Raw genomic sequence first — 21,076 nt, forward strand, 5'->3', positions numbered from 1 at the left:
GAGGAGAGATGCAGCATGTTCCTGTCCCGCACCCCCGTCCTCCCCACCCCCGAGCAGGCCCTGCGCGGCCGTCCCGAGCCGGAGTTCGCCGTTCCCGAGCGTCACACGGTCCTGGGCAACCCGCTCCTCGGCCCGTACCCGGAGGGCCTGGAGGTCGCCGACTTCGCCCTCGGCTGTTTCTGGGGCGCCGAGCGCAAGTTCTGGCAGACCGACGGCGTCTGGACCACTCTCGTCGGCTACCAGGGCGGCTACACGCCGAACCCGGCGTACGAGGAGGTCTGCTCGGGCCTGACCGGGCACACCGAGGCCGTCCGGGTCGTGTTCGACCCGTCGAAGGTCTCTTACGAGTCCCTCCTGAAGCTCTTCTGGGAGTCCCACGACCCGACCCAGGGCTTCCGCCAGGGCAATGACGTGGGCACCCAGTACCGTTCGGCGGTCTACACCCACTCCCCCGCGCAGGCGGCGACCGTCGACGCCTCCCGCGAGGCGTACCAGAAGGTCCTGACGGGCTCCGGCTACGGCACGATCAGCACCGAGGTCCTCCCGGCGGAGGGCCGCACCTTCTATCCGGCCGAGGGGTACCACCAGCAGTACCTGGACAAGAACCCGGGCGGCTACTGCGGCATCGGCGGCACGGGGGTCTCCTGCCCGATCGGCGTCGCGAAGGCCGACGGCTGACGCGGGGCCCGGACGTCGCCGGGTGAGTGACGGAGTGAGGGGCAGCGGGAGTGGTGGGGTGGGCCGCAGGTGAGTTTCGGAACGTACGCGCGACGGGTGCGTGACGAGGGGACGCCCGCCGCCCGTCGGCACGTCGCGCTGCGCTGTGCCGTCTCGGAGTACTGCCCGCTCGGCTTCCACGCGACCTGGGCCTATGTCTCCGCGACGGCACTGCCCTCGCCGGACCTCCGGAGGGACTCCAGGGCCCTGCTGCGCGCGCTCGGCATCCTGGAGGCGAGCCGTGCGGTCCGGATCGCGGAGGGGGCGTCCTTCGCGGCGCGCCGCCGCGTGGAGAAGGCGGCCGGTCTGCGGACTCCCCGGGGCGCGCCCGTCACCCAGGTGTGGCGGCCCCACTGGCCCACCGCGACCGGGACGGCGCCCTCCCGGCTGGGGCTCGTCGCCGCGGTGGCGGACCGCCACCGGGCGTTCGGGCGGCTCCCCCGGCCCGACGGCATCCCCCTGACCGGCGGTCCCGCGACCGACGGCCTCGCGACCGAGGGTCCTGCCGCGCGGCTCACGGAGTTGCACGGCCGTCTGGAGGCCTGTGGGACGGCCTATCTCACCGCGCTCGGGCTGCCCGACGCGGCGGCACGCGCCGAGCTGTCCGACACCGTCACCGGCATCCGCGGCGAGGTCCGTCCGGGCCACGCCGCGCTGAACCACCGCCTCTTCCAGTGGCTGGGCTTCGCGGACCTCCTCGGCTACGCCGCGGAGGTGTCACCCGCCCGGTAGCCCCGTGCGAGCGCACGGGGCCACCGGGTCGCGCTCAGAAGACGTTGTTGTACGGGGTGCCCCCGCCCAGGACCCCGGTGGCCGTGCGGCCCGCGAACGGGGCCTTGTAGTCGCCCGTACCGGTGTAGAGGTACGCGCTGTTGCCGGGGCCGTACGCGAGCAGGTCGGGGCGGCCGTCCTTGTTCGCGTCGCCGACGCCGATGGTGTCGGTGTAGGCGTTCCAGCCTCCGCCGATCCTGGTGCGGGGTGCGAAGGTGCCGTCGCCCTTGCCCAGGTAGAGCCAGAGCACGCCGGCCTTGTCGCGGGCGACGAGGTCTCCGGCGGGGCCGCCGCCGATGTTGCCGGTGGCGGTGATCTGGTGGTAGATGCCCCAGCCGTGACCGATCCTCTTCCGCGCGGCGAAGGGGGCGTCGAGGCTTCCGGTGCTCTTGTAGAGCCACAGGGCGCCGGCCTTGTCGGTGGCGACGAGGTCGGCGCGGCCGTCGCCGGTGAGGTCGCTGCCGCCGGTGAACCGGGTGTACGTGTTCCAGCCGCCGCCGATCCGCGTCCGGGGCGGGAACGTCACGTTGAAGCCGACACCGGCCCCGTCGTACATCCAGAGCACGCCGTCCCGGTCGCGGGCGACGAAGTCGGCGGAGCCCTTGGAGACGATGTCGCCGACGGCCTCGATCCGGTCGTAGGCCTGCCAGCCGCCCCCGACCCGGATGCGCTCGCCGTCCGCGACGAGGCTCTTCCCCGCGGTGTCGTACCTGGTGTCGGTCCGCCACAGCACGCCCTGGGTGTCGCGGGCCAGCAGGTCGGGGGTGCCGTTGTCCTTGATGTCGTGGGGGGCGGAGGTCTTGACGGCGTAGAACGATCCGGTGGCCTCCACGGCCGGGCCGACGCCGTTCTGCGGGGTGGCCTTGAAGGACCAGTCGTAGTCGCCGACGTGGGCGTCCTTGCCCAGCTGGGACTCGGCGGCGATCTCGGACCAGGAGATGCAAACGACGTTGTCCCGGCAGAGGTACGGACTGCCCGCGGACTCGGTGTAGAGCCCGAACGACGTGGTGAAGGTCTTGCCGGTCCGGCGATGGGTGAGCGTGAGGTCGATGTCGGCGTTGTTCCGGGACAGCTGCCACGTGAGCAACGGGTCGGTGTCCAGGTCGAGCGTCCCCGGGAACTTCGTACCGAGGTAGACGAGTTTCGTCGGCTCGCCGGTGGAGGCGATCAGTTCGGCCGCCGGCCTGCCGTCCGCCCCGAGGGCGATCCGGTAGAGGCCCTCGCCCCTGTCGAGGGTGCCGCCGCGCGCGAGCAGGGTGCCGTCGGGGCCGGGCACGACCCGCTGCGCGTAGTCGAGGACCTTGAGCGTTCCGTCCGAGGTCGGGGACTTCGCCATGAGCGGGATCAGCGGCCCCCCGCTGCCGCCCATTCCGTCCCCTTCGAGGTTCGATGCCTTGGCGTACATCACCCACGAGCCCAGCAGGCCGCCCGTGAGCGGCGACTCCGTCTGGCCCAGGTCCAGCCGCGTCTCCGCTCCGGTGGCGCGGTCCGCGACGACGACTCCCTGCCGGCTTTCGTCCTTCCACGTCGTCCAGGCCAGGTGGGTGTCGGAGAACGCGCTGAACCCCCATGTCTGGTGCCGGTAGGCCCCCCAGTCGGTCTCGTGGGTGGAGGTCACCGAGGCGGTGGCGAGGTCCACCAGCGAGAGATGGGCCTTGGACGATTCGTCTCCCTCGCCCCACACGTAGTAGGAGACGAGGACGGATCCGTCGCGCGCGGCGCTGGACTGCACGCCCCGGGCCCCGGCGGGGATGCCGGTGATCGTCTTCTGCGTGACGGCGGCACCGGTACGGGTGACGAGCCGCACCTCCTCGGTGCGGTCCTCGCGTGTCGCCGTGGCCAGGACCGAGTCCCGGGACACGCCCTTCGCATAGGCGAGCTTCAGCGCACCGAGGTCGATCGCGACGGTCGTGCCGCCGGTGGCCATGTCGTGGAGCTTCACGATCTTGGAAGCGCTCATCTCGTACTCCCCGTCCCCGGACACGACCACGTCCGACCCGGTGGAGTCGACCCGCGTGGCGTCGAAGGCGGTCGTCGAGCCGTCCGCGTACCGGATCCACCGGTACTCCCCCGACCCCCACCACGAGGATGAGGTCAGGAAGCCGGTCTTCCCGGCCGCCGCGATACCCACGTCCTTCGGGAGGGGCAGCGGCGTGTTCGCCACGGCATCCGCCGCGACGGCGGCCGGTGTGCCGGCGGTCGGCACGGGGGCGGCGTTGGCCGGGAGGGCGAGACCGCCCGCGCCGAGGGTGACGGCGAGGACGGTGGTGACCGCGGCGGAGACACGGCGGCGGGTCGGACGTGCGGAGTTCAAGACTTCCCCCCTGGGAATCGAAACGGCGTGCGATCCTGCGCTCGCCGTTCGATGAGACCCGCGGGCGGCCCGGAGGGTTGTACGCCTCCGCCCGTGACGTCTCCCGGGGGCCCGGCTCAGGCCGCGCCGCCGCCCGACGCGGCGCGCAGCACGGCGGCGGTCGCGGCCGGGTCGTAGCCGGGGGCGACGCCGTCGATCAGGAGGACGTCGCCGGACATGTTGCCGGGTGCGGAGCGGGATCAGGGCCTGGTAGTCGGCGGAGTCGTACCAGGCGCGGGCGTTCTCGTACGACGGGAAGCCGATGATCACGACGGCGCCCGGCCAGTCTCCCTCGGGGACCTCACGGGCGGGTGCGCCGTGGACGAGGAAGCGGCCGCCGAAGGGGTCCAGGGTGGCCTGGATGCGCTCCATGTAGACGAAGACCTCCTCGTCGAGGACGGGCTTCGGGTGCAGGTTTCCGATGGCGTATGCGGTCATGACGCAAGAGTGCCGGGGCATGACCCACGGGGTCGATTACCCCGCGGGTCATGCCCCGGCCGTGCCCGGCCGTGCCCCGGCCTCGTGCGCGGGCGTCAGATCGTCGACGCGTCGATCACGAAGCGGTACCGCACGTCGCTGGCGAGCACCCGCTCGTACGCCTCGTTGATCTGCTCGCCGCGGATCACCTCGATCTCCGCGCCCAGCCCGTGGGCCGCGCAGAAGTCGAGCATCTCCTGGGTCTCGGCGATGCCGCCGATCATGGAGCCCGCGAGGGTCTTGCGGCCGCCGATGAGGGAGAAGAGGCTCAGGGAGACGGGCTCCTCGGGGGCGCCGACGTTGACCAGCGCGCCGCCCGTCCTGACCAGGCCCAGGTACGCGTTGAAGTCCAGCGGCGCCGAGACGGTGGAGACCACCAGGTCGAAGGTGCCGGCGAGCTCGGTGAAGGTCGCCGGGTCGCTGGTGGCGTAGTAGTGGTCGGCGCCGAGCTTCAGGCCGTCCTCCTGCTTCTTCAGCGACTGGCTGAGGACGGTCACCTCGGCGCCCATCGCGTGGGCGATCTTGACGCCCATGTGGCCGAGGCCGCCGAGGCCGACGATCGCGACCTTCTTGCCGGGGCCGGCCCCCCAGTGGGCGAGCGGGGAGTAGAGGGTGATGCCGGCGCAGAGCAGCGGGGCGGCCTCGTCGAGGTCGATGCCCTCGGGGATGCGGAGGGTGTAGTTCTCGTCGACGACGATGTGGCTGGAGTAGCCGCCGTAGGTGGGCTCGCCGTTCTCGTCGAGGGCGTTGTACGTGCCGGTCATGCCGCGCGTGCAGTACTGCTCCAGGCCCTGCGCGCAGTACTCGCACTCCCGGCAGGAGTCGACGAAGCAGCCGACGCCGACCCGGTCGCCGACCTGGAACCTGGTCACCCCGGGGCCGACCTCGGCGACGATTCCGGCGATCTCGTGGCCCGGGACCATCGGGAAGATGCCCTCGCCCCAGCCGTCGCGCGCCTGGTGGATGTCGGAGTGGCAGATGCCGGCGTACTTGATGTCGATGAGGACGTCGTGCTCGCCGACGGGTCGACGCGGAACGGTGGTGCGCTCCAGCGGGGCGTTGGCGGCGGGTGCGGCGTAGGCGGGGACGGTGCTGACGTTCGTGGTCATGGCTCCAGCCTGCGGGAGGAAGGCGAAGTCACCCAGCCACCTGTTCTGCGTACGTCCGGCGTGCCTACCACTGGCAGGGACAGGAACACCCGTCCGCCGGAACGCGCGACCTGGGATAATCGGGACGCATGGATCTCAGTGCCGAACTCAGCGAATTCCTGCGCTCGCGCCGGGCCAGGCTGAAGCCGCAGGACGTGGGTCTGCCGGAGTTCGGGCGCCATCGCAGGGTGCCGGGGCTGCGCCGGGAGGAGCTGGCCCAGCTGGCCGGGGTCTCGGTGGCGTACTACACGCGTCTCGAGCAGGGCAACGGCCGCAATGTGTCCACGGAGGTGCTCGACGCCATCGCGCGCGCCCTGCGGCTGAGCGACACCGAGCGGGCCCATCTGACGCATCTGGCGAAGCCGACGGCGAAGAAGAAGCAGCACCGGGCGGCGATCACCCGTCCCCAGCAGGTGCGGCCCGGTCTGCAGCACCTCCTGGACGCGATGGACGACGTTCCGGCCTTCCTGATCGGCCGCCGGGGCGACATCCTCGCGTGGAACCGGCTGGCGAGGGCCCTGATGGGCGATTTCGCGGCGATGGAGCCGGAGGAGCGCAACATGGCCCGGATGATCTTCCTCGGGGACCACGCGCGCGATCTCTACCTGGACTGGGAGTGCAAGGCGACCGAGGTGGTCAGCGTGCTGCGGCTGTACGCGGGCTGCTATCCGGACGATCCGGCGCTGCTCGCGCTGGTGGGTGAGCTGTCGGTGAAGAGCGAGGAGTTCCGTTCGCTGTGGGCGGCGCACACCGTCACCGACAAGGGGCACGGGACGAAGCGGCTGCGGCATCCGCTGGTCGGCGACATGACGCTGTCGTACGAGAGCATGCAGGTGGCGGGCGGGGATCCGGATCTGATGCTGGTGACGTACCAGGCGGAGCCGGGGACGGCCTCGGCGGACGCCCTGCGGCTGCTCGCCCAGTGGGGCGTGGAGGAAGTCGTACGGTGACGCGGAACGGCGGCCCCCTCCGTGTGGAGGGGGCCGCCGTTCTCGTCCGCGCGTGCCGGTCGTCAGACCGCCGAGCCGGCCTTCCAGTCGGCCCAGCTCAGGTTCCAGCCGTTGAGGCCGTTGTCGGGGGCGATCGTCTTGTCCTTGGAGTTCTTGACGATCACGACGTCACCGACGATCGAGTGGTCGAAGAGCCAGGCGGCCTGCTGGTTCGGGTCGCCGGCGCCCTTGACGTCGTTCAGGCCGACGCAGCCGTGGCTGGTGTTGGCCGAGCCGAAGATCGAGTCGGGGCCCCAGTAGTTGCCGTGGATGAACGTGCCCGACGTGGACAGGCGCATGGCGTGCGGCACGTCCTTGATGTCGTACTCGCCCTTGCCGTCGTCGTCGGTGAAGCCGACGGTCGCGCCGTTCATCCGGGTCTCCTTGAACTTCTCGGAGATCACCATCTGACCGTTGTAGGTCGGGTTCTCCGGGGAGCCGGCGGAGATCGGGATCGTCTTGATCGTCTTGCCGTCCTGGGTGACCGTCATGGTCCTGGTGGCGACGTCGACGGTGGAGACCTGGTTGCGGCCGATCTTGAAGGTGACGGTCTTCTGCTGGACGCCGAAGACACCCTCGGCGCCCTCGACGCCGTCGAGGTCGAGCTTGAGGGTGACGGTCGAGCCCTCGGTCCAGTAGTCGTCCGGGCGGAAGTCGAGACGCTGGGAGTTGAACCAGTGCCCGACGACCTCCTGGCCGCTGCTGGAGGTGACCGTGACGCCGCCCTGGACGGCCTTCTTGTCAGTGATCGCCTTGTTGAAGTTGATCGAGACCGGCATGCCGACGCCGACGGTCGAACCGTCCTCGGGCGTGAAGTTGCCGATGAAGCTGTTGGCCTTGGAGACGGTGGTGAACGAGGAGTTCTCGTGGGCCTCCAGACCGCCCGCGTCCGTGGCGGTGGCGGCGATCTTGTAGACCGTGGCGCGCTCGAGCTGGCCGGTCGGCTTCCAGCTCAGGCCGTCGGCGGCTATCTCGCCCTCGACGGCCTCGCCCTCGGCGGTGGTCATGACGACCTCGGTGAGCTTGCCGTCGGCGACGGAGACCTTGGCGTCCTTGTTGATCGAGGCGTTCTGCGTGCCGTTCTTCGGCGAGATCGTGATCTTCGCCTTGGACGTCTTCTGCGCGGCCGCCTCGTCGACCTGAGCCTGTGACTGTGGCGTCGCGGATCCCGAGGCGCTGCCGCCCTTGTCCCCGTCGCTGCACGCCGAAAGCACCAGCACGCCGCCGAGCACGGCGGCCGCGGCGGCCAGGCTCCTGCGGCGGCGCTTGCCGTCCGTCATCACACGCTTCTCCATCGTCGCCGATCCCCTGCCAACTACTTGTTGAGAACGCCCATGACACCCCGTCCGGTTCCGGAAGCGGAGAGTTTGTGGGCAATACCACTGATCCACACGCTTGTGCGGCCGTTCCGGTTCCCGGCTACCCGGCACGTCCCGCCGCCAATCGCGCGAAAGGCCCCGGGACGCCGTCCCGGGGCCTGCGAACAGGGCGGATACCGGTCTTACGACCGGTCGTCGTCGTCTTCCTCCGCCTCATCTTCCTCGCCCAGGTCCCATTCCAGTGCATCGGGGTCGTACTCGACCTCCTCGCTGCTCCAGGAGGCCTGGACCATCTCGATGCCGGGGACGCCGCGGATCAGGTCGAAGGGCTCGACCAGGTAGGCCAGGGCCTCGGCGCTGTCCTCCCGCACGGAGGCGCGGGCGGGCACCCGCTCCTCCTCGGGCATGAACTCGTCGGCGGCGATCCGGGCCTCGGCGGCCTCGGTCAGCTCGGCCGGTCCGTCGATCTCCAGGACCACATCGACGCGAAGACGTACATAGCGTGCGGTGTCAGAAGTACTCATGGGTCGGAGCGTAGGCGTCGAGGGGCCCTCGGCTTTCCCACGACCCGCTGTGTTCATTAGCATCGACCCACCGACCAATTCGCGGTTTCCGCAAGGGGGATCGAAATTTCCGTGTCCGCCGCCCGACGCCCACTGCTGACAGCGACCGCCGCCGGGACGCTGCTGTGTGCCCTGTGGTTCGTACCGTCCGCGAACGCCACCGACGAACAGGGTGGAGTACGCATCGGGGTGACCCAGGACGGCCCCGCCTCGGGCGACGGCCGCCTGGCGGAGACCGGGGGTCTCGGCACGACCCCGTATCTGCTCGGCGGGACGGGTTTCCTGGGAGTCGGGGCGGGCTTCGTGGCGCTGGCGATGCGACGGCGCGGCCGGGCCTCCTGAACTCCCGCAGGACCTCGGGACCATGACGTGAGGGCCCGCCCCGGTCTCCCGGGGCGGGCCCTCCTGTCGTGCGTCCGTGCCTACGCCAGCGGGCCGGTGACCGGCTCGACCGCGGCGAGCAGCCCGCCTTCGCGCACGAAGGTGTCGGCGGCCGCCAGGTCGGGGGCGAGGAAGCGGTCCGGGCCGGGGCCCTCGACACCGGCCGCGCGCAGGGCGTCGATGGCGGCCTGCGAGGCGGGGGCCGGGGTCAGGCCCTCGCGGAGCTCGATGCCGCGGGTGGCGGCGTACAGCTCGACCGCGATGATCCGGTTGAGGTTGCCGATCGCGGTGCGCAGCTTGCGGGCGGCGGACCAGCCCATGGAGACGTGGTCCTCCTGCATGGCGGAGGACGGGATGGAGTCGGCGGAGGCCGGGACGGCGAGCCGCTTCATCTCGCTGACCAGGGCGGCCTGCGTGTACTGGGCGATCATCAGGCCCGAGTCGACACCGGCGTCCTCGGCGAGGAAGGGCGGCAGGCCGTGCGAGCGGTTCTTGTCGAGGAGCCGGTCGGTGCGGCGCTCGGCGATGGAGCCGAGGTCGGCGGCGGCGATCGCGAGGAAGTCGAGGACGTACGCGACGGGGGCGCCGTGGAAGTTGCCGTTGGAGGCGACCCGGCCGTCGGGCAGGACGACGGGGTTGTCGACGGCGGCGGCGAGCTCGCGCTCGGCGACGAGCCGGGCGTGGGCCATGGTGTCGCGGCCGGCGCCGGCGACCTGGGGGGCGCAGCGCACCGAGTAGGCGTCCTGGACGCGGGGGGCCTCGCCCGCCTGGGCGTGGCCGGTGAGGCCGGAGCCCTTGAGGACGGCGAGCATGTTGGCGGCCGAGGCGGCCTGGCCCGGGTGCGGGCGGATGGCGTGCAGCTCGGGTTCGAGGACCTTCTCGGTGCCGAGGAGGGCTTCGAGGGAGAGCGCGGCGGTGATGTCGGCCGACTTGTAGAGGGTGTCGAGGTCGGCGAGGGCCATGACCAGCATGCCGAGCATGCCGTCGGTGCCGTTGAGGAGGGCGAGGCCCTCCTTCTCCTTGAGCTCGACGGGCGTGATGCCGTGCGCGGCGAGCAGCTCGCCGGCGGGCTTCAGCTCACCGTCGGGGCCTTCGGCGTCGCCCTCGCCCATGAGCGCGAGGGCGCAGTGGGAGAGCGGGGCGAGGTCGCCGGAGCAGCCGAGGGAGCCGTACTCGTGGACGACCGGGGTGATGCCGGCGTTGAGGACGTCCGCCATGGTCTGCGCGACCTCGGGGCGGACGCCGGTGTGACCGGAGGCGACGGTCTTCAGCCGCAGGAACATCAGGGCGCGGACGACCTCGCGCTCGACGCGCGGGCCCATGCCGGCGGCGTGCGAGCGGACGATGTTGCGCTGGAGCTGGGCGCGGAGCTCCGGGCCGATGTGCCGGGTGGCGAGCGCGCCGAAGCCGGTGGAGACCCCGTAGACGGGCTCGGGCTTGGCGGCGAGCGCGTCGACGATGCTCCGGGCGGCGGCCAGGGCCTCGACGGCCTCGGGCGACAGCTCGACGCGGGCGCCGTGGCGGGCGACGTCGATGACGTCCTGCGGGGTCGTGCCGGACGTGCCGAGGACGACTGTCTGCATATCCATATTCAGCACCCTACGGATTGAAGACCGCCATGTCACTAGGTGACTTCGTCACTGTCCGGGCGGGGCACGGACCCTTACCGTTCCGATGATCGCCGGTCGGGCCCCGCTCCGCCGCCCGGCACCGCCGGGGAGCCCTGTCCGGACCCCCGCCGGTGAGCCCGGCCGGGGGCCGGGATCAGGCCTGCCGCCGGCCCCGCAGCAGGCGGGCCCCCTTCGCCAGGATGACCACCCCCATGACGGCCAGGCCGACGAGCAGGAGCACACCGCTGCCGAGCAGAAGCCCGACGAGCAGCGTCACGCCCGAGGCGGAGTCCACGAGGTCCAGCACCCGCTCGGCCCGCGCTCCGGGCTCGGACCGGCGCACCCTCCGCAACAGGGGGACGAGGGAGACGAGATGGAGAGCGACGACGGCGAGCGCCACCCAGCGGAACACGCCGGGTATCTCAGGAAGGTCCATCCCCGGAATGTAGGGCTGTGTGCGGCGACGCGGTGGACGGGAAGGTGAACGGACACCCCCTGTGACGACAAGTCCTAGGGTCGCCCCATGCAGAGAACCACTCCCCCGCGTCCGCTCGACATCGAGTCCCTCTTCCCGGAGCTGGCCGCCCACCGGGGGACGACCACCCGGCTGCATCCGCGCCCGGGGCGCCCCGATGCGTCGCGGAGCTCGGTCGGCGGGCCGATGCTGTGGCCCGCGGACGAGCCGTGGCCGGTGTGCCCGGAGGTCCACGGCCGCGGGCGCGGACGGCGCCCCGAGGACGTCCGCCGCGAGCGCGATGTCCTGACGGCCGCGTACGCGCGGAAGCCCTACAGCGGTCTGACGGAGGCGGAAAAGCGGCTCGTCGAGGAGTTGAGACGCGATCACGTCGTGCCCGGGGCGAGCGAGAACGACCCGCTGCCCCTGATCGGCCTCGCGCAGCTGTACGCGCGGGATGCCCCGGACCTCCCCCCGGGCCCCGACGGCACCGACCTGCTCCAGGTCTTCTGGTGCCCCTTCGACGCCCACCGCCCCACGGGCTACAGCATGCTGCTCTACCTGCGATGGCGCAGGGCGGCGGAGGTGGTGGACCTACTGGCGTCACCACCGCGTCCGCGGGTCGTGGGCTACGAGGGGTACGTCCCCGAGCCCTGCGAGCTGCACCCGGAGCGGGTGGTCACCTACCCCTTCGCCGGGCTGCTGCCCGAGGAGCTGCGCGCCCGGATCGACGCGTGGGAGGAGGCCCTGGAAGAGGCGGAGGAGCGGGAGGACGAGGCAGCCCCCGTGGGATACCAGTACGACCTGTCGATCCCGCCGGGCTGGCGGGCCGGCGGACACGCCTCCTGGCACCTGACCGACCCGTATCCGATGGACTGCGCGACGTGCGCGACGCCCATGCACCTGCTGCTGACCGTCGACACGTCCGAGTGGGACGGCGGCAGCGGCAGCTGGATCCCGGTGGAGGACCGGGGCCTCCGGCACAATCCGGCGGCCGTGCCCACCGGGGTCGTCGTCGGCAACCACGGCGAGCTGAACGTCTTCGGCTGCCCCGCCGATCCGGGACACCCGCCGCGCTGGAGCGTGCAGTAGGTCAGACGGCGTGGTTCCGCGCGAAGGCGGTGAAGGCGGCCCAGGCGGCGGGGGCGGCGGTGAGCTCACCCTTGGCGTGGTCCTTGGTGTCACGGACGCGGATGACGCTGGGGGCGTTGTCGGCGACCTCGATGCAGGCGTCGTTGTCGGCGCCGCTGTACGTGCTGGTGTGCCAGTTCGGCGAGGTCTCAGTCATCGTGTTCCTTCGCGATCGCGCGCATCAGATCAAGGGATGCCCGGACGCCCAGGGCACCCTGTTGCAGCAGATCATAGACACGCTGGAAACGCATCACCTCCCTTGGCTCCTCTGTGTAGTTGCCCGTACTGAACCCCTCCGTATAGGCCCCCCGCTCCCCCTTGGGAAGGGTGAGGAGCGCGAGCGAACCCGGCACTGGCTCCCCCTTCATGGGGAGCACCTGGACGTTCACGTGGGGGCGTTCGCACATGGCGAGGAGGTGCTCGATCTGCTCGCGCATCACCTGGCCGCCTCCCATGTCGCGGCGCAGGCAGGCCTCGTCGAGCACGATCATCATCCAGGGCGGGTCGGGCCGGTCGAGGACGGCCTGGCGCTCCAGCCTCCGGCGCGCGTAGTCGCCGATCTGGGCCGGGTCGCCCGCGAGGCCCGCGCCCATCACCGCCCGGGCGTAGCCGTCGGTCTGGAGCAGACCCGGCACGACGATCGAGAACTCGTGCATGGCGGTGGCTTCGAGCTGCCGCCGCATGTACGTCTTCGCGTAGTCGCGCACGTTCTGCTCGGTCAGAATCTTGACGAGGTTCACGAGGGTTCCGGCCGGAAGCCGGAGGACCACCTCCAGCTTCCTGGCGAGGTCGCGGTCCGGCGGGTCCTCACCCAGCTCGATCGCGGAGAGCCGGCTCCCGCTGCTGAAGACCTTTCCCCCGACGTACGCCTGCGTCCACTCGCGCCCCAGGGCGAGCCGCGCCTCGCGCACCACGTTTCCGAGGTACTGCTCGACGCTGTCCCCCGGGTCGAGGTCCTTCGCTCCTGGCATATGCCTCGTTCCTCACCTGCACGTCGGGAGCTCAACTCCTGGTGAGCGTAGGGCGGTACGCGCCATCGTGGAGGCGGTCCGGAGGAGATCCATCAGAAAGAGAGCCCTCCATGCGCACACCCCCCACCCCGCCCCCCGTCCGCCCCGTCTCCGAACCCGAGGCGGCGCAGGTCTTCCGGGACCTCAAGGCCGCCATGGACACGGCCGGGCTCTCCACCAGCGGCCTCTACCGGGACGTGACGCGCTCGCCCGGCGGTGACATCCACCGGTACGGACTCGGGGTCGTCGGCGTGAGCGGCGCCAAGCGGCTCACCGCCCTCCTCCGCGACGCACGACGGGCCACGCCGTGAGGTACCGCGTCGGGGACGTCGTGACCGACGCGCAGCGCGCGCTCACCGGGCAGGTGCGGCACGTGCACGGGAATCTGCTGACCCTGGTCCGCCCCGGCGGCTACCTCTGGGAGGCGGCCGTGGACGAGTGCTGGACGGCCAGCCCGCAGGAACGCGCGAGCCTGACCCCGCGCGGAGCGATCCGCGTCATCAGCACCTCCGCACCGGCGCGAAGCGGCGACTACGGGTGAGGGGCGAGCCGGAAGCGGTGAGGCCGCCGGTCATGGGGCCGGTGCGAACGACGGCCACCGATGGGCCGCCCACGCCCGCCAGTCCGACCAGCCGGGGGGCGGCTCATGACTCCCTCGGCCCGCGAGCTCCGCGGCGTCGGGCTCCTCGAACTGCGCCCGTCCGTCCAGGATGTCGGCCTCGGTGATCGGGAGCGTCTCCCGAGGAGCGGTGGCCCGGCGGCGGGCGATCCGGGCGCGTTGCGTCTCTTCGTCCACCGGCAGGTAGATCATGCGGAAACGCGCCTTCTCGGCCTCCGCCAGCCGGCGGATCGCGGACCGTTCGTCCCGGGACCAGCAGCCGTAGTCCACCACCACGTCGGTTCCGAGCCTGATCGCCTCCACGGCGAGCCAGAGCATCCGGCCCTCCAGCACGTCGCGTTTGCCGTCCGGCTCCGCCTCGCCGAACAGGGGGATCATCCAGTCGTCGGGCGTCAGGCGCAGCGCGCCGTGCTCCTCGGCGAGCTGCCGGGCCCTCGTGGTCTTTCCGGCCCCGGGGAGGCCGACCATCAGGAACAGAGTGGTCACACCGGGATCGTGTCAGCGAGGCCGGTCGAACGGCCACGGCTTTCTCCCCGAAAGAGGCCAACGGCGAGCAACTCGCCCCCCGAGAACCGCGCGTCACTCGTACGGGCGATCTTCACTCTGTGTGTCGTTACGGGCATATGCCCCTGCGCTACGTTCGCGAATAAAGCGGCCCCCGACGACGGCGGGAACCATCGCGAGGGCCTGAACCACCAGTGGAAGCAGTCCACCCATGATCTACCGCAACTTTATCGCGCCCCCTCGCGCCTTCAGCCAGTTCTCGCACGAGATCATCCGGCATCCGCGCCTCGACTCCCACGCCACGCGACTCCTCACCTGGCAACTCTCCCTCCCCGCGCACGCATGCGAATCCCTGTCGGAATCCGCCAAGCGCGCCCGGATCGGGGCGACTTCCTTCATCACGGCCAAGCGGCAGCTCAAGGCCGAGGGGTACGTGCACGAGCGGCGGATCCAGGTGGGCGGCGGGCGCTGGATGACCCAACAACTCGTCTCCAGCACGGCGTTGCGCCCCGAGGAAGCCGCGAGGATCTTCGGCGGTATGCCGGTCCACAGCCGCACCGAGCGGGTGTATCCGCAGGTGGGACCGAGTGACGCGGGACCGACCGTCGGTCGACCGACGCATCCGTCGGCCGACGGTTATCCAGAGAAAGACCGTAGGGAAAACACCTCCAACCTTCCGCCGGAGGCCGGCGGGGAGCCGGTCCCGACGCCGGAAACGGAGACGGGGATGGGGATGGACATGGGGTCGGACATGGGGTCGGGGTTGGGGCTGGGGTTGGGGCTGGCGTCGGCGTCGAAGCCCGTGCCGGGGTCCGAGCCGGAGCCGAGGTGCGAGCCGGTGCCGGAGGCGGAGGCGGGGCCGAACCCCGAGCCCTGGCCGACGCCGGAGCGGAAGCCCAGGGACGAGCGGCAAGCACACCCGCCCGAGCCCGCCGCCGCCGCCGACGACGACGACGACGACGACGACGACGACACCGTGGCCGACACTCGGCCCGACGGCAAGCCCGACGGCGAACCCGACGGCGAGCCCGAAGCACGGCTCGCCGCCCGGCTCGCCGCCCAGCTAGACGAAGCCCGCGCGCTCGTCGGCGCCCTGCCTCTCCTCTCGCCCGCCCTCCGGCACATCCCGCCCGGCATGCGCGACGAACTCACCCGGCTCGCGGCCCGCTGGCTCGCCGCCGGACACACCTCCGCCGACGTGCACGAGCACGTCCTGCGCGGCCTGCCCGGCGCCGGTACTCCCGTACAGCGGCCCGGCGGCCTCGTGCGGTATCTGCTCCGCGAGGTCCCTCCCCGCACCCTCCCCCGACCCGAACCGTCCCAGCCCTCGTCCGCTCCCCGGCTCTCGTCGCGCCTCGAAGGCGCGCGGGAATGCGCGAGCGGCGCGCACACCCAGCCCATGCTCTTCCGGCCCGTCGCCGACGAGGCACTCTGCGCCGACTGCCGCGCCTGAGGTGGTGCGGGTCTTCAAGGTCCTCGGGGTGAGCGTGTCCGGAGACCTTCACGCGGGACCGCCCTCTTTCCGAGAGTCGCTCCTGGAGGCGGTGCGTCAAGGGCGCTCCTGCGTCGCGTCGCAAGCGATGGCCTACGGCCACCCTTGACCCACCACCTCCAGGAGCGAAAACACTCTCGGAGGGCGGTCCAGGGGCCGGGGTCCCCGCCGAGCCCCGGCAGCGGTGACGCGTCACGGGCGGGTGCCGGCCGGTGGGTGGGGGCGAGGCCGGGCATCGGTCGCGGAGGGAGTCGGCTGTGCCGCCGAGTGGGTGGGGGCTCGGTTCGCGGCGGAGGCGGGTGGGGCCCGATCCCCGGGCGGCCGGGGTGCGCGGTCGTCGAATGGGGCGGCCGGGCCGTGCCGAGCGGCGGACGGTCGTGCACGGCGGGGCTTCAGGCCCCGCTGGTCCGTCTTGGTGGGTGGGAACGCGAGTAACCCTGCTCTACTCCGAGTAACACCCTTGGGAATACTGCAGAGATGGGGCGAATCGGAGCATTCGGACCGAGTTACTGCAAGAAACTCCGCGCAGCGCCTCCCCACCACCCACCAACAGCGACCAGCGGGGCCTGAAGCCCCGCCGCCCCGTCGCCGCGACCCGCCGAGCCCAGCCGGGCCACCCCATCGAACTGCTGCGCACCCCCGACCCACAGGACTACACCCACCGGCCCCCACCACTGACCAAGCCCCCACCCACCCCGCAGCACAGCCGACTCCCTCCGCAACCCATGCCCGGCCTCGCCCTCACCCACCCACAGACACACGCCCACGGCGAGCACCAACAGACGGAGGTCCGCGCAGGCCTCGCCCCCGGCCGCCCTCCGAGTGTGAAAAGGCGGTCTCCGGCACCGGGTCAAGGGTGGCCGTAGGCCATCGCTTGCGACGCGACGCAGGAGCGCCCTTGACGCGGCGACGGAGACCGCCACGCTCGGAAAGAGGGCGGCCGCACCCGCACTCCCGTTGCCGGTTCGCCACTAGAACCTCAAAACCCGCACCCGCACACCCCCCTCAGCCCCCGTCAGCCCCCTCCCGTCCACCCGGCTCCCCCACCCCCGGCTCCCCCACCCCCGGTCCCACCGGCCCCACCGGTGGCGCGTCACGGAAGCGGCGGCGGTCGCGGGCCCCGGGAGGCGCGTCGGCCAGGCGGACGACCGTGCCGTCGCGGCCCGCCACCACCGGCTTCGCCGAGCGGGCCGCCTTGGCCTGGTACTGGGCCGCGTCCGCGAGACGGAAGAGGCGGCGGGCCGACCTGAGCGGGCCGATGGGGTCACCGGTGGACGCCACCCCGCAGGCCACGCCCTCGCCGAGCTCCAGCTCCGCCGCCCGTACGCAGAGCTCCTCGGCGACCGCGACGACCTCGTCCGCCGTCGGGCCGACGGTCAGGAGGCAGAACTCGTCGCCGCCGAGGCGGGCCGCGAGGGCGCCGGTGAGCCTGGCTCCGCAGCGGGAGAGGACGGAGCCGAAGCGTTCGAGGAGCCGGTCGCCGACGGCGTGGCCATGGGTGTCGTTGACCCGCTTGAGGCCGTTGAGGTCGCAGACCACGAGGCTGACGACGGAGCCGTCGACGCGGTAGCGCTCGATGGCCTCGTCGAGCCGGGTGTCGACGGCCCGCCGGTTGGCGAGGCCGGTCAGCGGGTCGGTGAAGGCGAGTTTGCGGACCTCCTCCAGGCGTTCGGCCTGGGCGATGCCGGCCGCGACGACCGCCGCGAGCACGGTCGCGAAGTCCGCGTCCGCGCGGGTGAAAGGTTTCGCCTGCGTGGGGCGGGCCACATACAGCTCGCCCCACGCACGCCCGTGCAGCACGATCGGGGCCACCACACAGCACCCCCGCCCCCGGCGGCGCAGACCCTCGACCCGGCCCGTCCGCACGGGATCGTCGACGGTCTCCACCCAGGCGTCCGGCTCACCGCCACCCGCCCACCGCTCGTGGAGGAACTCGGTGATCTCGGGGAACTGGTGCACCGGATACGTCTCCGAGTCCGGGAACTCCTCCTCGCCGACGGCCCGCTGCCCCGCGTTCACCAGGACCTTGAGGCGGCCGTGGTCCCGCTGCCAGACCGACAGGGCGGCGAAGGTCCCGTCGAGCCCCTCACAGGCCCCGAGCGCCGCCGCCCGCCAGAACTCACGCGGGGTGTGCGCCGCGGCCATCCCCTGCGCCAGCGCCACTACGGCCCGCAGCCGTCCGTCCTCACCCATTCCTCCAGCTTAGGGAGGTTTGAGACGTTTTCCCTTTCAGGGCGTCACCGTAAGTGACATTCGGTACAAAGTGGGTAAAAACTACTCGCCCGGCCAGTTCGGCTTCCGCTTCTCGTTGAAGGCCGCGACACCCTCCGCCCGGTCCCCCGAGAAGGCCACCGAGCGCCAGGCCGCGTCCTCGACCTCCAGGCCCGCCCGCAGGTCGAGCCCCTGACCGAGCCGCATCGCCTTCTTCGCCGCGCGCAGCCCGACCGGCGAGTTGACCGCGATCCGCCCGGCCAGCTCCAGGGCCGCCGTCCGCGCGTCGTCCTCCAGAAGGTCGACGAGGCCCAGCTCGCGGGCCTCCGCCGCCTCCACCCGGCGGGCCGTGAAGACCAGCTCCGCCGCGCGTGCCGCGCCCACCCGGCGCGGCAGCAGCTGCGTACCGCCGCCGCCCGGGATGACGCCCACGGAGACCTCGGGGAGGCCGACCACGGCGGTCGCGTCGGCCACGATCACATCGCAGGCGAGCGCCAGCTCGAAGCCGCCGCCGAGGGCGAAGCCGTGCACGGCGGCGACGGTCGGCATCGGCAGCTCCAGGACGCCGGTGTAGGCGGCGCGGGCGGTCGGCCGCTGGCGGACGAGTTCGGCGTCGGTGAAGGAGTTGCGCTCCTTGAGGTCGGCGCCGACGCAGAAGGCCCGGTCGTTCGACGAGGTGAGCACGGTGACGCGGACGGAGGCGTCGGCGGCGAGCGCGTCGCAGGCGGCACCGAGGGAGCGGGCCATCTCGGAGGAGACGGCGTTCATCGCCTTGGGCCGGTCGAGGACCAGCTCGGCGACGTGCCCGTCCCGCCGGACCACGACGAACTCACCAAAACGCTGCTCGGACATGCCGCACACCCTCCCGATCAAGGTCTGTTAACGGCTGTTAACAGACGTTCACCGGAGATCCTAGGGCCTGGCGGCCGGATCAGGCAGGGGCAGGGAGCGGCTCCCGGTGCGTGCAGCCGCAGGACGGAGGAGGGAGGCATGGCGGTGGGGGCACCTCCCGTGCCCGAAGGGCTACGGGGGACCATGACGACCGACGACAACGCGGCGGATGTGCGTGCCGGGAGCCGCGAGCCCTGCCTGATCCGGCCGCCAGGCCCTCAGGTGGGACGGCGGGTCAGGAGCCAGGGTTCGACGACGCCGAGGCCACGGACCGGGCGCTGCCACATCGGCTGGAGCGCGAAGCGGTACGTGGCGGACTGCCGGCCCTCCTTCTCGGCGCGGACCGCCGCCTCGGCGGCCTCCGCCTCCGAGACGGGCGCCTCACCCGTCCTGGACAGCTCCTCCGCGAGCGCGCCGTCGACCAGGACGGCGTCCTTCGGCGCTATCGAGGTGAGGCGGCTGGCCAGGTTCACGGTGGTGCCGAAGACATCGCCCATCCGGGTCGTCACGGTGCCGAAGGCGATGCCGACGCGCAGCGCGGGCATCGTCTCGTCGTGGCTGAGGGTCTCGATCAGGCGCAGGGCGATCTCGGCGGCCGTACCGGCGTCGTCGGCGGCGTACAGCACCTCGTCGCCGAGGGTCTTGATGAGCCGGCCGCCGTGCGCGGCGACCAGGTCGGCGCAGGTCGTCTCGAAGGCCTCGACCAGCTCGCCGAGCTCCTCCTCCTCCAGGCGGCGGGTGAGCCGGGTGAAGCCGACCAGGTCGGCGAAACCGACGGCGAGCCGCCGGTCGACCATCTCCTCGTCGTCGGCCGCCTGCACGAGCACCCGGCCGGTGGCGGCGGCGAGCTGCCGGCGCCACACGTAGATGAGGAACTCCTCCAGCTCGGGCAGGAGCAGCTCGACCAGGGGGTACGTGACCTCGGTGCGGGTCATGCCGGGCTCCGGAGGCTCGGTGAGGCCCTCCAGGAAGGAGTCGATCTGCCACTCGGCGAGCCGGGCGGTGGTCTGTCCGGTGGACCGGGCGACCTGCACGGCCATCGGCTCGCTGAGCAGCCCGGCCTCGACGAGACCGGCGAGCCGGCGCAGGGCGAGGACGTCGGCCTCGGTGAGCGCCTTGGCCTGGCCGATGTCGGCGAAGCCCATGGCGCGCCAGAACCGGGAGGCGAGCTCCATGGAGACGCCGGCGGTGCGGGCGGCCTGGAACGGGGTGTAGCGGCGGTCCGCGCCGAGGATGAGCTGTTCGAGGCGGATGGCGAGGGGGTCGTCGCTCGGCTCGGCCGTGTGGTCGACCTCGTGATGGGGGGTGGGGTACGTGGGAGGCTCGGGCGCGCCGCCCTCGCTCTCGTCGTCGACGGTCACCGGCCGCCTCCTGCCCGTTCCCTGCCCACTTGCCCTGCCGATCTGTAGCCCTGGATCGCGGTCCACGATACGACAGGTGTGGCTTGGCTCACGCGCTTACGGCCGTCGCCCATGTTTCGGGCCCCCTGATTGCGCCGGACGCGGAGTGCGCGGCCCCCGGGGCGCACGGCCACGGGGGCGCGGGGCGCGTCGGGGGTGCGCCCGGACCCGGCGGGTCAGCCGGCCGATCGCAGGTGGACGATGTCGCCCGCGCCGACCGCTTCCGTGCCGCCGCCCTCCGTGGCCACCACCAGGCGTCCGTCGCCGTCGAGGGCGACCGCCTCGCCCTCCAGCATCCGCTCGCCGGGCAGCTCGGCGCGGACCCGGCGGCCGAGGGTGGCGCAGCCGGCCGCGTACGCCGCCTGGAGCCCGGAGGCCTCGGGGTCGCCGTCGGCCCGCACCCAGTCCCCGTACCACTGGGCGAGGGAGCGCAGGACGGCCCGGACGAGCGTGTCGCGGTCGGTGGAGACCGCTCCGGCGAGGAGGAGGGAGCCCGCCGCCGGGACGGGGAGTTCGTCCTCGCGGAGGCTGACGTTGATGCCGAGGCCGACGACGATGCCGTCGGCGCCGGCCCGCTCGGCGAGGATGCCGCCGGTCTTGCGTTCTTCGCCCTCGACGGAAATCAGCAGGTCGTTGGGCCACTTGAGGGACATGTCGACCCCGGCGGCCTTCGCGAGGCCGGTCGCCGCGGCCACACCGGTGAGCAGCGGGAGCCAGCCCCAGCGCTGGACCGGCACCTGCGGCTTGAGGAGGACGGAGAGGAAGAGGCCGGAGCGGGCCGGAGCCGTCCACGAGCGGTCGAGCCGGCCGCGGCCGGAGGTCTGCTCCTCGGCGACGAGTACGGCGCCTTCGGGCAGCTCGTCGGCGCGGGCGGCGAGGTCGCTGTTGGTGGATCCGGTGGTGGTGACCACGTCGAGGGAGGTCCACAGGCCGTCGGGGAGGACGAGGGCGCGGCGCAGTGCGGGAGCGTTCAGCGGGGGCCGGTCGAGGTCGGACCAGGGTCCGCCGGAGCCTTGAGAGGACGTCATGCAAGCCA

At 72.2% G+C, this 21,076-nt stretch carries 21 protein-coding genes and 1 pseudogene; 8 read left to right on the plus strand and 14 right to left on the minus strand.

All coding sequences use genetic code 11. The features are described from left to right. Positions 1–15 precede the first annotated feature (15 nt). Both msrA and IE311_RS18350 read left to right on the plus strand, forming a co-directional pair. Positions 16–678, plus strand: coding sequence for a peptide-methionine (S)-S-oxide reductase MsrA (gene msrA / locus IE311_RS18345; protein ID WP_189832792.1), 663 nt, complete (start codon positions 16–18; stop codon positions 676–678). A 69-nt stretch (positions 679–747) separates the two neighbouring features. Then, positions 748–1,449, plus strand: a complete 702-nt coding sequence (locus IE311_RS18350; protein WP_189832793.1) for a hypothetical protein — start codon at positions 748–750, stop codon at positions 1,447–1,449. A 34-nt stretch (positions 1,450–1,483) separates the two neighbouring features. On the opposite strand, the gene IE311_RS18355 is transcribed toward IE311_RS18350, so the two are convergent. The 3 genes and pseudogenes from IE311_RS18355 to IE311_RS18365 form a co-directional block, all read right to left on the minus strand. Next, positions 1,484–3,802, minus strand: a complete 2,319-nt coding sequence (locus IE311_RS18355; protein ID WP_189832794.1) for an FG-GAP repeat domain-containing protein — start codon at positions 3,800–3,802, stop codon at positions 1,484–1,486. Between the two features lie 273 nt (positions 3,803–4,075). Beyond that, positions 4,076–4,300: pseudogene (locus IE311_RS37220) on the minus strand (DUF1330 domain-containing protein); the annotation flags it as partial. A gap of 74 nt (positions 4,301–4,374) precedes the next feature. Beyond that, on the minus strand, positions 4,375–5,427 hold the full coding sequence (locus IE311_RS18365) for an NAD(P)-dependent alcohol dehydrogenase (protein WP_189832795.1): 1,053 nt from the start codon (positions 5,425–5,427) through the stop codon (positions 4,375–4,377). 128 nt (positions 5,428–5,555) lie between these two features. Between IE311_RS18365 and IE311_RS18370 the strand changes: the two genes are divergently transcribed. After that, complete coding sequence (locus IE311_RS18370; RefSeq protein WP_189832796.1) at positions 5,556–6,416, plus strand: helix-turn-helix transcriptional regulator; 861 nt, start codon at positions 5,556–5,558, stop codon at positions 6,414–6,416. Between the two features lie 62 nt (positions 6,417–6,478). On the opposite strand, the gene IE311_RS18375 is transcribed toward IE311_RS18370, so the two are convergent. After that, positions 6,479–7,750 carry a L,D-transpeptidase gene (locus IE311_RS18375; RefSeq protein WP_189832797.1) on the minus strand — a complete coding sequence of 424 codons (1,272 nt, stop codon included), beginning with the start codon at positions 7,748–7,750 and terminating at the stop codon, positions 6,479–6,481. Positions 7,751–7,956: 206 nt separating this feature from the next. Next, on the minus strand, positions 7,957–8,298 hold the full coding sequence (locus tag IE311_RS18380) for a hypothetical protein (protein WP_189832798.1): 342 nt from the start codon (positions 8,296–8,298) through the stop codon (positions 7,957–7,959). Positions 8,299–8,409: 111 nt separating this feature from the next. On the opposite strand from IE311_RS18380, the gene IE311_RS18385 reads away from it, so the two are divergent. Further along, positions 8,410–8,679 (plus strand): hypothetical protein, encoded by a 270-nt coding sequence (locus IE311_RS18385; RefSeq protein WP_189832799.1) that lies wholly within the window; start codon positions 8,410–8,412, stop codon positions 8,677–8,679. A gap of 80 nt (positions 8,680–8,759) precedes the next feature. On the opposite strand, the gene hutH is transcribed toward IE311_RS18385, so the two are convergent. Beyond that, the gene (gene hutH / locus IE311_RS18390) at positions 8,760–10,301 is read right to left on the minus strand and encodes a histidine ammonia-lyase (protein ID WP_189832935.1); all 1,542 of its coding nucleotides are present in this window, start codon (positions 10,299–10,301) and stop codon (positions 8,760–8,762) included. A gap of 181 nt (positions 10,302–10,482) precedes the next feature. Beyond that, positions 10,483–10,764 (minus strand): hypothetical protein, encoded by a 282-nt coding sequence (locus IE311_RS18395; protein ID WP_189832800.1) that lies wholly within the window; start codon positions 10,762–10,764, stop codon positions 10,483–10,485. A gap of 87 nt (positions 10,765–10,851) precedes the next feature. On the opposite strand from IE311_RS18395, the gene IE311_RS18400 reads away from it, so the two are divergent. Further along, complete coding sequence (locus tag IE311_RS18400) at positions 10,852–11,874, plus strand: hypothetical protein (RefSeq protein WP_189832801.1); 1,023 nt, start codon at positions 10,852–10,854, stop codon at positions 11,872–11,874. A 1-nt stretch (position 11,875) separates the two neighbouring features. Here IE311_RS18400 and IE311_RS18405 read toward each other — a convergent pair whose 3' ends face one another. Beyond that, complete coding sequence (locus IE311_RS18405; protein ID WP_189832802.1) at positions 11,876–12,070, minus strand: DUF397 domain-containing protein; 195 nt, start codon at positions 12,068–12,070, stop codon at positions 11,876–11,878. Beyond that, positions 12,063–12,884, minus strand: coding sequence for a helix-turn-helix domain-containing protein (locus IE311_RS18410; protein ID WP_189832803.1), 822 nt, complete (start codon positions 12,882–12,884; stop codon positions 12,063–12,065). The genes IE311_RS18405 and IE311_RS18410 overlap by 8 nt, the downstream gene beginning before the upstream one ends. Before the next feature lie 110 nt (positions 12,885–12,994). On the opposite strand from IE311_RS18410, the gene IE311_RS18415 reads away from it, so the two are divergent. Then, positions 12,995–13,234, plus strand: a complete 240-nt coding sequence (locus IE311_RS18415; RefSeq protein WP_189832804.1) for a hypothetical protein — start codon at positions 12,995–12,997, stop codon at positions 13,232–13,234. Between the two features lie 20 nt (positions 13,235–13,254). Further along, positions 13,255–13,464, plus strand: coding sequence for a hypothetical protein (locus IE311_RS18420; protein WP_189832805.1), 210 nt, complete (start codon positions 13,255–13,257; stop codon positions 13,462–13,464). A gap of 30 nt (positions 13,465–13,494) precedes the next feature. On the opposite strand, the gene IE311_RS18425 is transcribed toward IE311_RS18420, so the two are convergent. Beyond that, positions 13,495–14,028, minus strand: a complete 534-nt coding sequence (locus IE311_RS18425) for an AAA family ATPase (protein WP_189832806.1) — start codon at positions 14,026–14,028, stop codon at positions 13,495–13,497. 229 nt (positions 14,029–14,257) lie between these two features. Here IE311_RS18425 and IE311_RS18430 point away from each other — a divergent pair, with 229 nt between their 5' ends. Further along, on the plus strand, positions 14,258–15,499 hold the full coding sequence (locus IE311_RS18430) for a hypothetical protein (protein ID WP_189832807.1): 1,242 nt from the start codon (positions 14,258–14,260) through the stop codon (positions 15,497–15,499). Positions 15,500–16,543: 1,044 nt separating this feature from the next. On the opposite strand, the gene IE311_RS18435 is transcribed toward IE311_RS18430, so the two are convergent. From IE311_RS18435 to IE311_RS18450, 4 genes are all read right to left on the minus strand, one after another. Beyond that, entirely contained in the window at positions 16,544–17,731 is a 1,188-nt protein-coding gene (locus IE311_RS18435; RefSeq protein ID WP_229902005.1) for a GGDEF domain-containing protein, read from the minus strand. An 81-nt stretch (positions 17,732–17,812) separates the two neighbouring features. Then, on the minus strand, positions 17,813–18,601 hold the full coding sequence (locus IE311_RS18440; RefSeq protein WP_189832808.1) for an enoyl-CoA hydratase/isomerase family protein: 789 nt from the start codon (positions 18,599–18,601) through the stop codon (positions 17,813–17,815). 257 nt (positions 18,602–18,858) lie between these two features. Continuing rightward, positions 18,859–20,001, minus strand: coding sequence for an adenylate/guanylate cyclase domain-containing protein (locus IE311_RS18445; protein ID WP_189832809.1), 1,143 nt, complete (start codon positions 19,999–20,001; stop codon positions 18,859–18,861). A 215-nt stretch (positions 20,002–20,216) separates the two neighbouring features. Further along, the gene (locus IE311_RS18450; protein ID WP_189832810.1) at positions 20,217–21,068 is read right to left on the minus strand and encodes a biotin--[acetyl-CoA-carboxylase] ligase; all 852 of its coding nucleotides are present in this window, start codon (positions 21,066–21,068) and stop codon (positions 20,217–20,219) included. Between the last annotated feature and the right edge of the window lie 8 nt (positions 21,069–21,076).

The sequence above is a fragment of the Streptomyces zaomyceticus genome, from assembly GCF_014656215.1.
GTDB lineage: Bacteria > Actinomycetota > Actinomycetes > Streptomycetales > Streptomycetaceae > Streptomyces > Streptomyces zaomyceticus.

Excerpts from the sequence above, each read along its gene's own strand:
- msrA (WP_189832792.1), top strand. The coding sequence starts at position 16 with ATGTTCCTGTCCCGCACCCCCGTCCTCCCCACCCCCGAGCAGGCCCTG.
- IE311_RS18365 (WP_189832795.1), bottom strand. The coding sequence starts at position 5,427 with ATGACCACGAACGTCAGCACCGTCCCCGCCTACGCCGCACCCGCCGCC.
- IE311_RS18370 (WP_189832796.1), top strand. The coding sequence starts at position 5,556 with ATGGATCTCAGTGCCGAACTCAGCGAATTCCTGCGCTCGCGCCGGGCC.
- IE311_RS18375 (WP_189832797.1), bottom strand. The coding sequence starts at position 7,750 with ATGGAGAAGCGTGTGATGACGGACGGCAAGCGCCGCCGCAGGAGCCTG.
- IE311_RS18380 (WP_189832798.1), bottom strand. The coding sequence starts at position 8,298 with ATGAGTACTTCTGACACCGCACGCTATGTACGTCTTCGCGTCGATGTG.
- hutH (WP_189832935.1), bottom strand. The coding sequence starts at position 10,301 with ATGCAGACAGTCGTCCTCGGCACGTCCGGCACGACCCCGCAGGACGTC.
- IE311_RS18395 (WP_189832800.1), bottom strand. The coding sequence starts at position 10,764 with ATGGACCTTCCTGAGATACCCGGCGTGTTCCGCTGGGTGGCGCTCGCC.
- IE311_RS18400 (WP_189832801.1), top strand. The coding sequence starts at position 10,852 with ATGCAGAGAACCACTCCCCCGCGTCCGCTCGACATCGAGTCCCTCTTC.
- IE311_RS18405 (WP_189832802.1), bottom strand. The coding sequence starts at position 12,070 with ATGACTGAGACCTCGCCGAACTGGCACACCAGCACGTACAGCGGCGCC.
- IE311_RS18410 (WP_189832803.1), bottom strand. The coding sequence starts at position 12,884 with ATGCCAGGAGCGAAGGACCTCGACCCGGGGGACAGCGTCGAGCAGTAC.
- IE311_RS18415 (WP_189832804.1), top strand. The coding sequence starts at position 12,995 with ATGCGCACACCCCCCACCCCGCCCCCCGTCCGCCCCGTCTCCGAACCC.
- IE311_RS18430 (WP_189832807.1), top strand. The coding sequence starts at position 14,258 with ATGATCTACCGCAACTTTATCGCGCCCCCTCGCGCCTTCAGCCAGTTC.
- IE311_RS18435 (WP_229902005.1), bottom strand. The coding sequence starts at position 17,731 with ATGGGTGAGGACGGACGGCTGCGGGCCGTAGTGGCGCTGGCGCAGGGG.
- IE311_RS18440 (WP_189832808.1), bottom strand. The coding sequence starts at position 18,601 with ATGTCCGAGCAGCGTTTTGGTGAGTTCGTCGTGGTCCGGCGGGACGGG.
- IE311_RS18450 (WP_189832810.1), bottom strand. The coding sequence starts at position 21,068 with ATGACGTCCTCTCAAGGCTCCGGCGGACCCTGGTCCGACCTCGACCGG.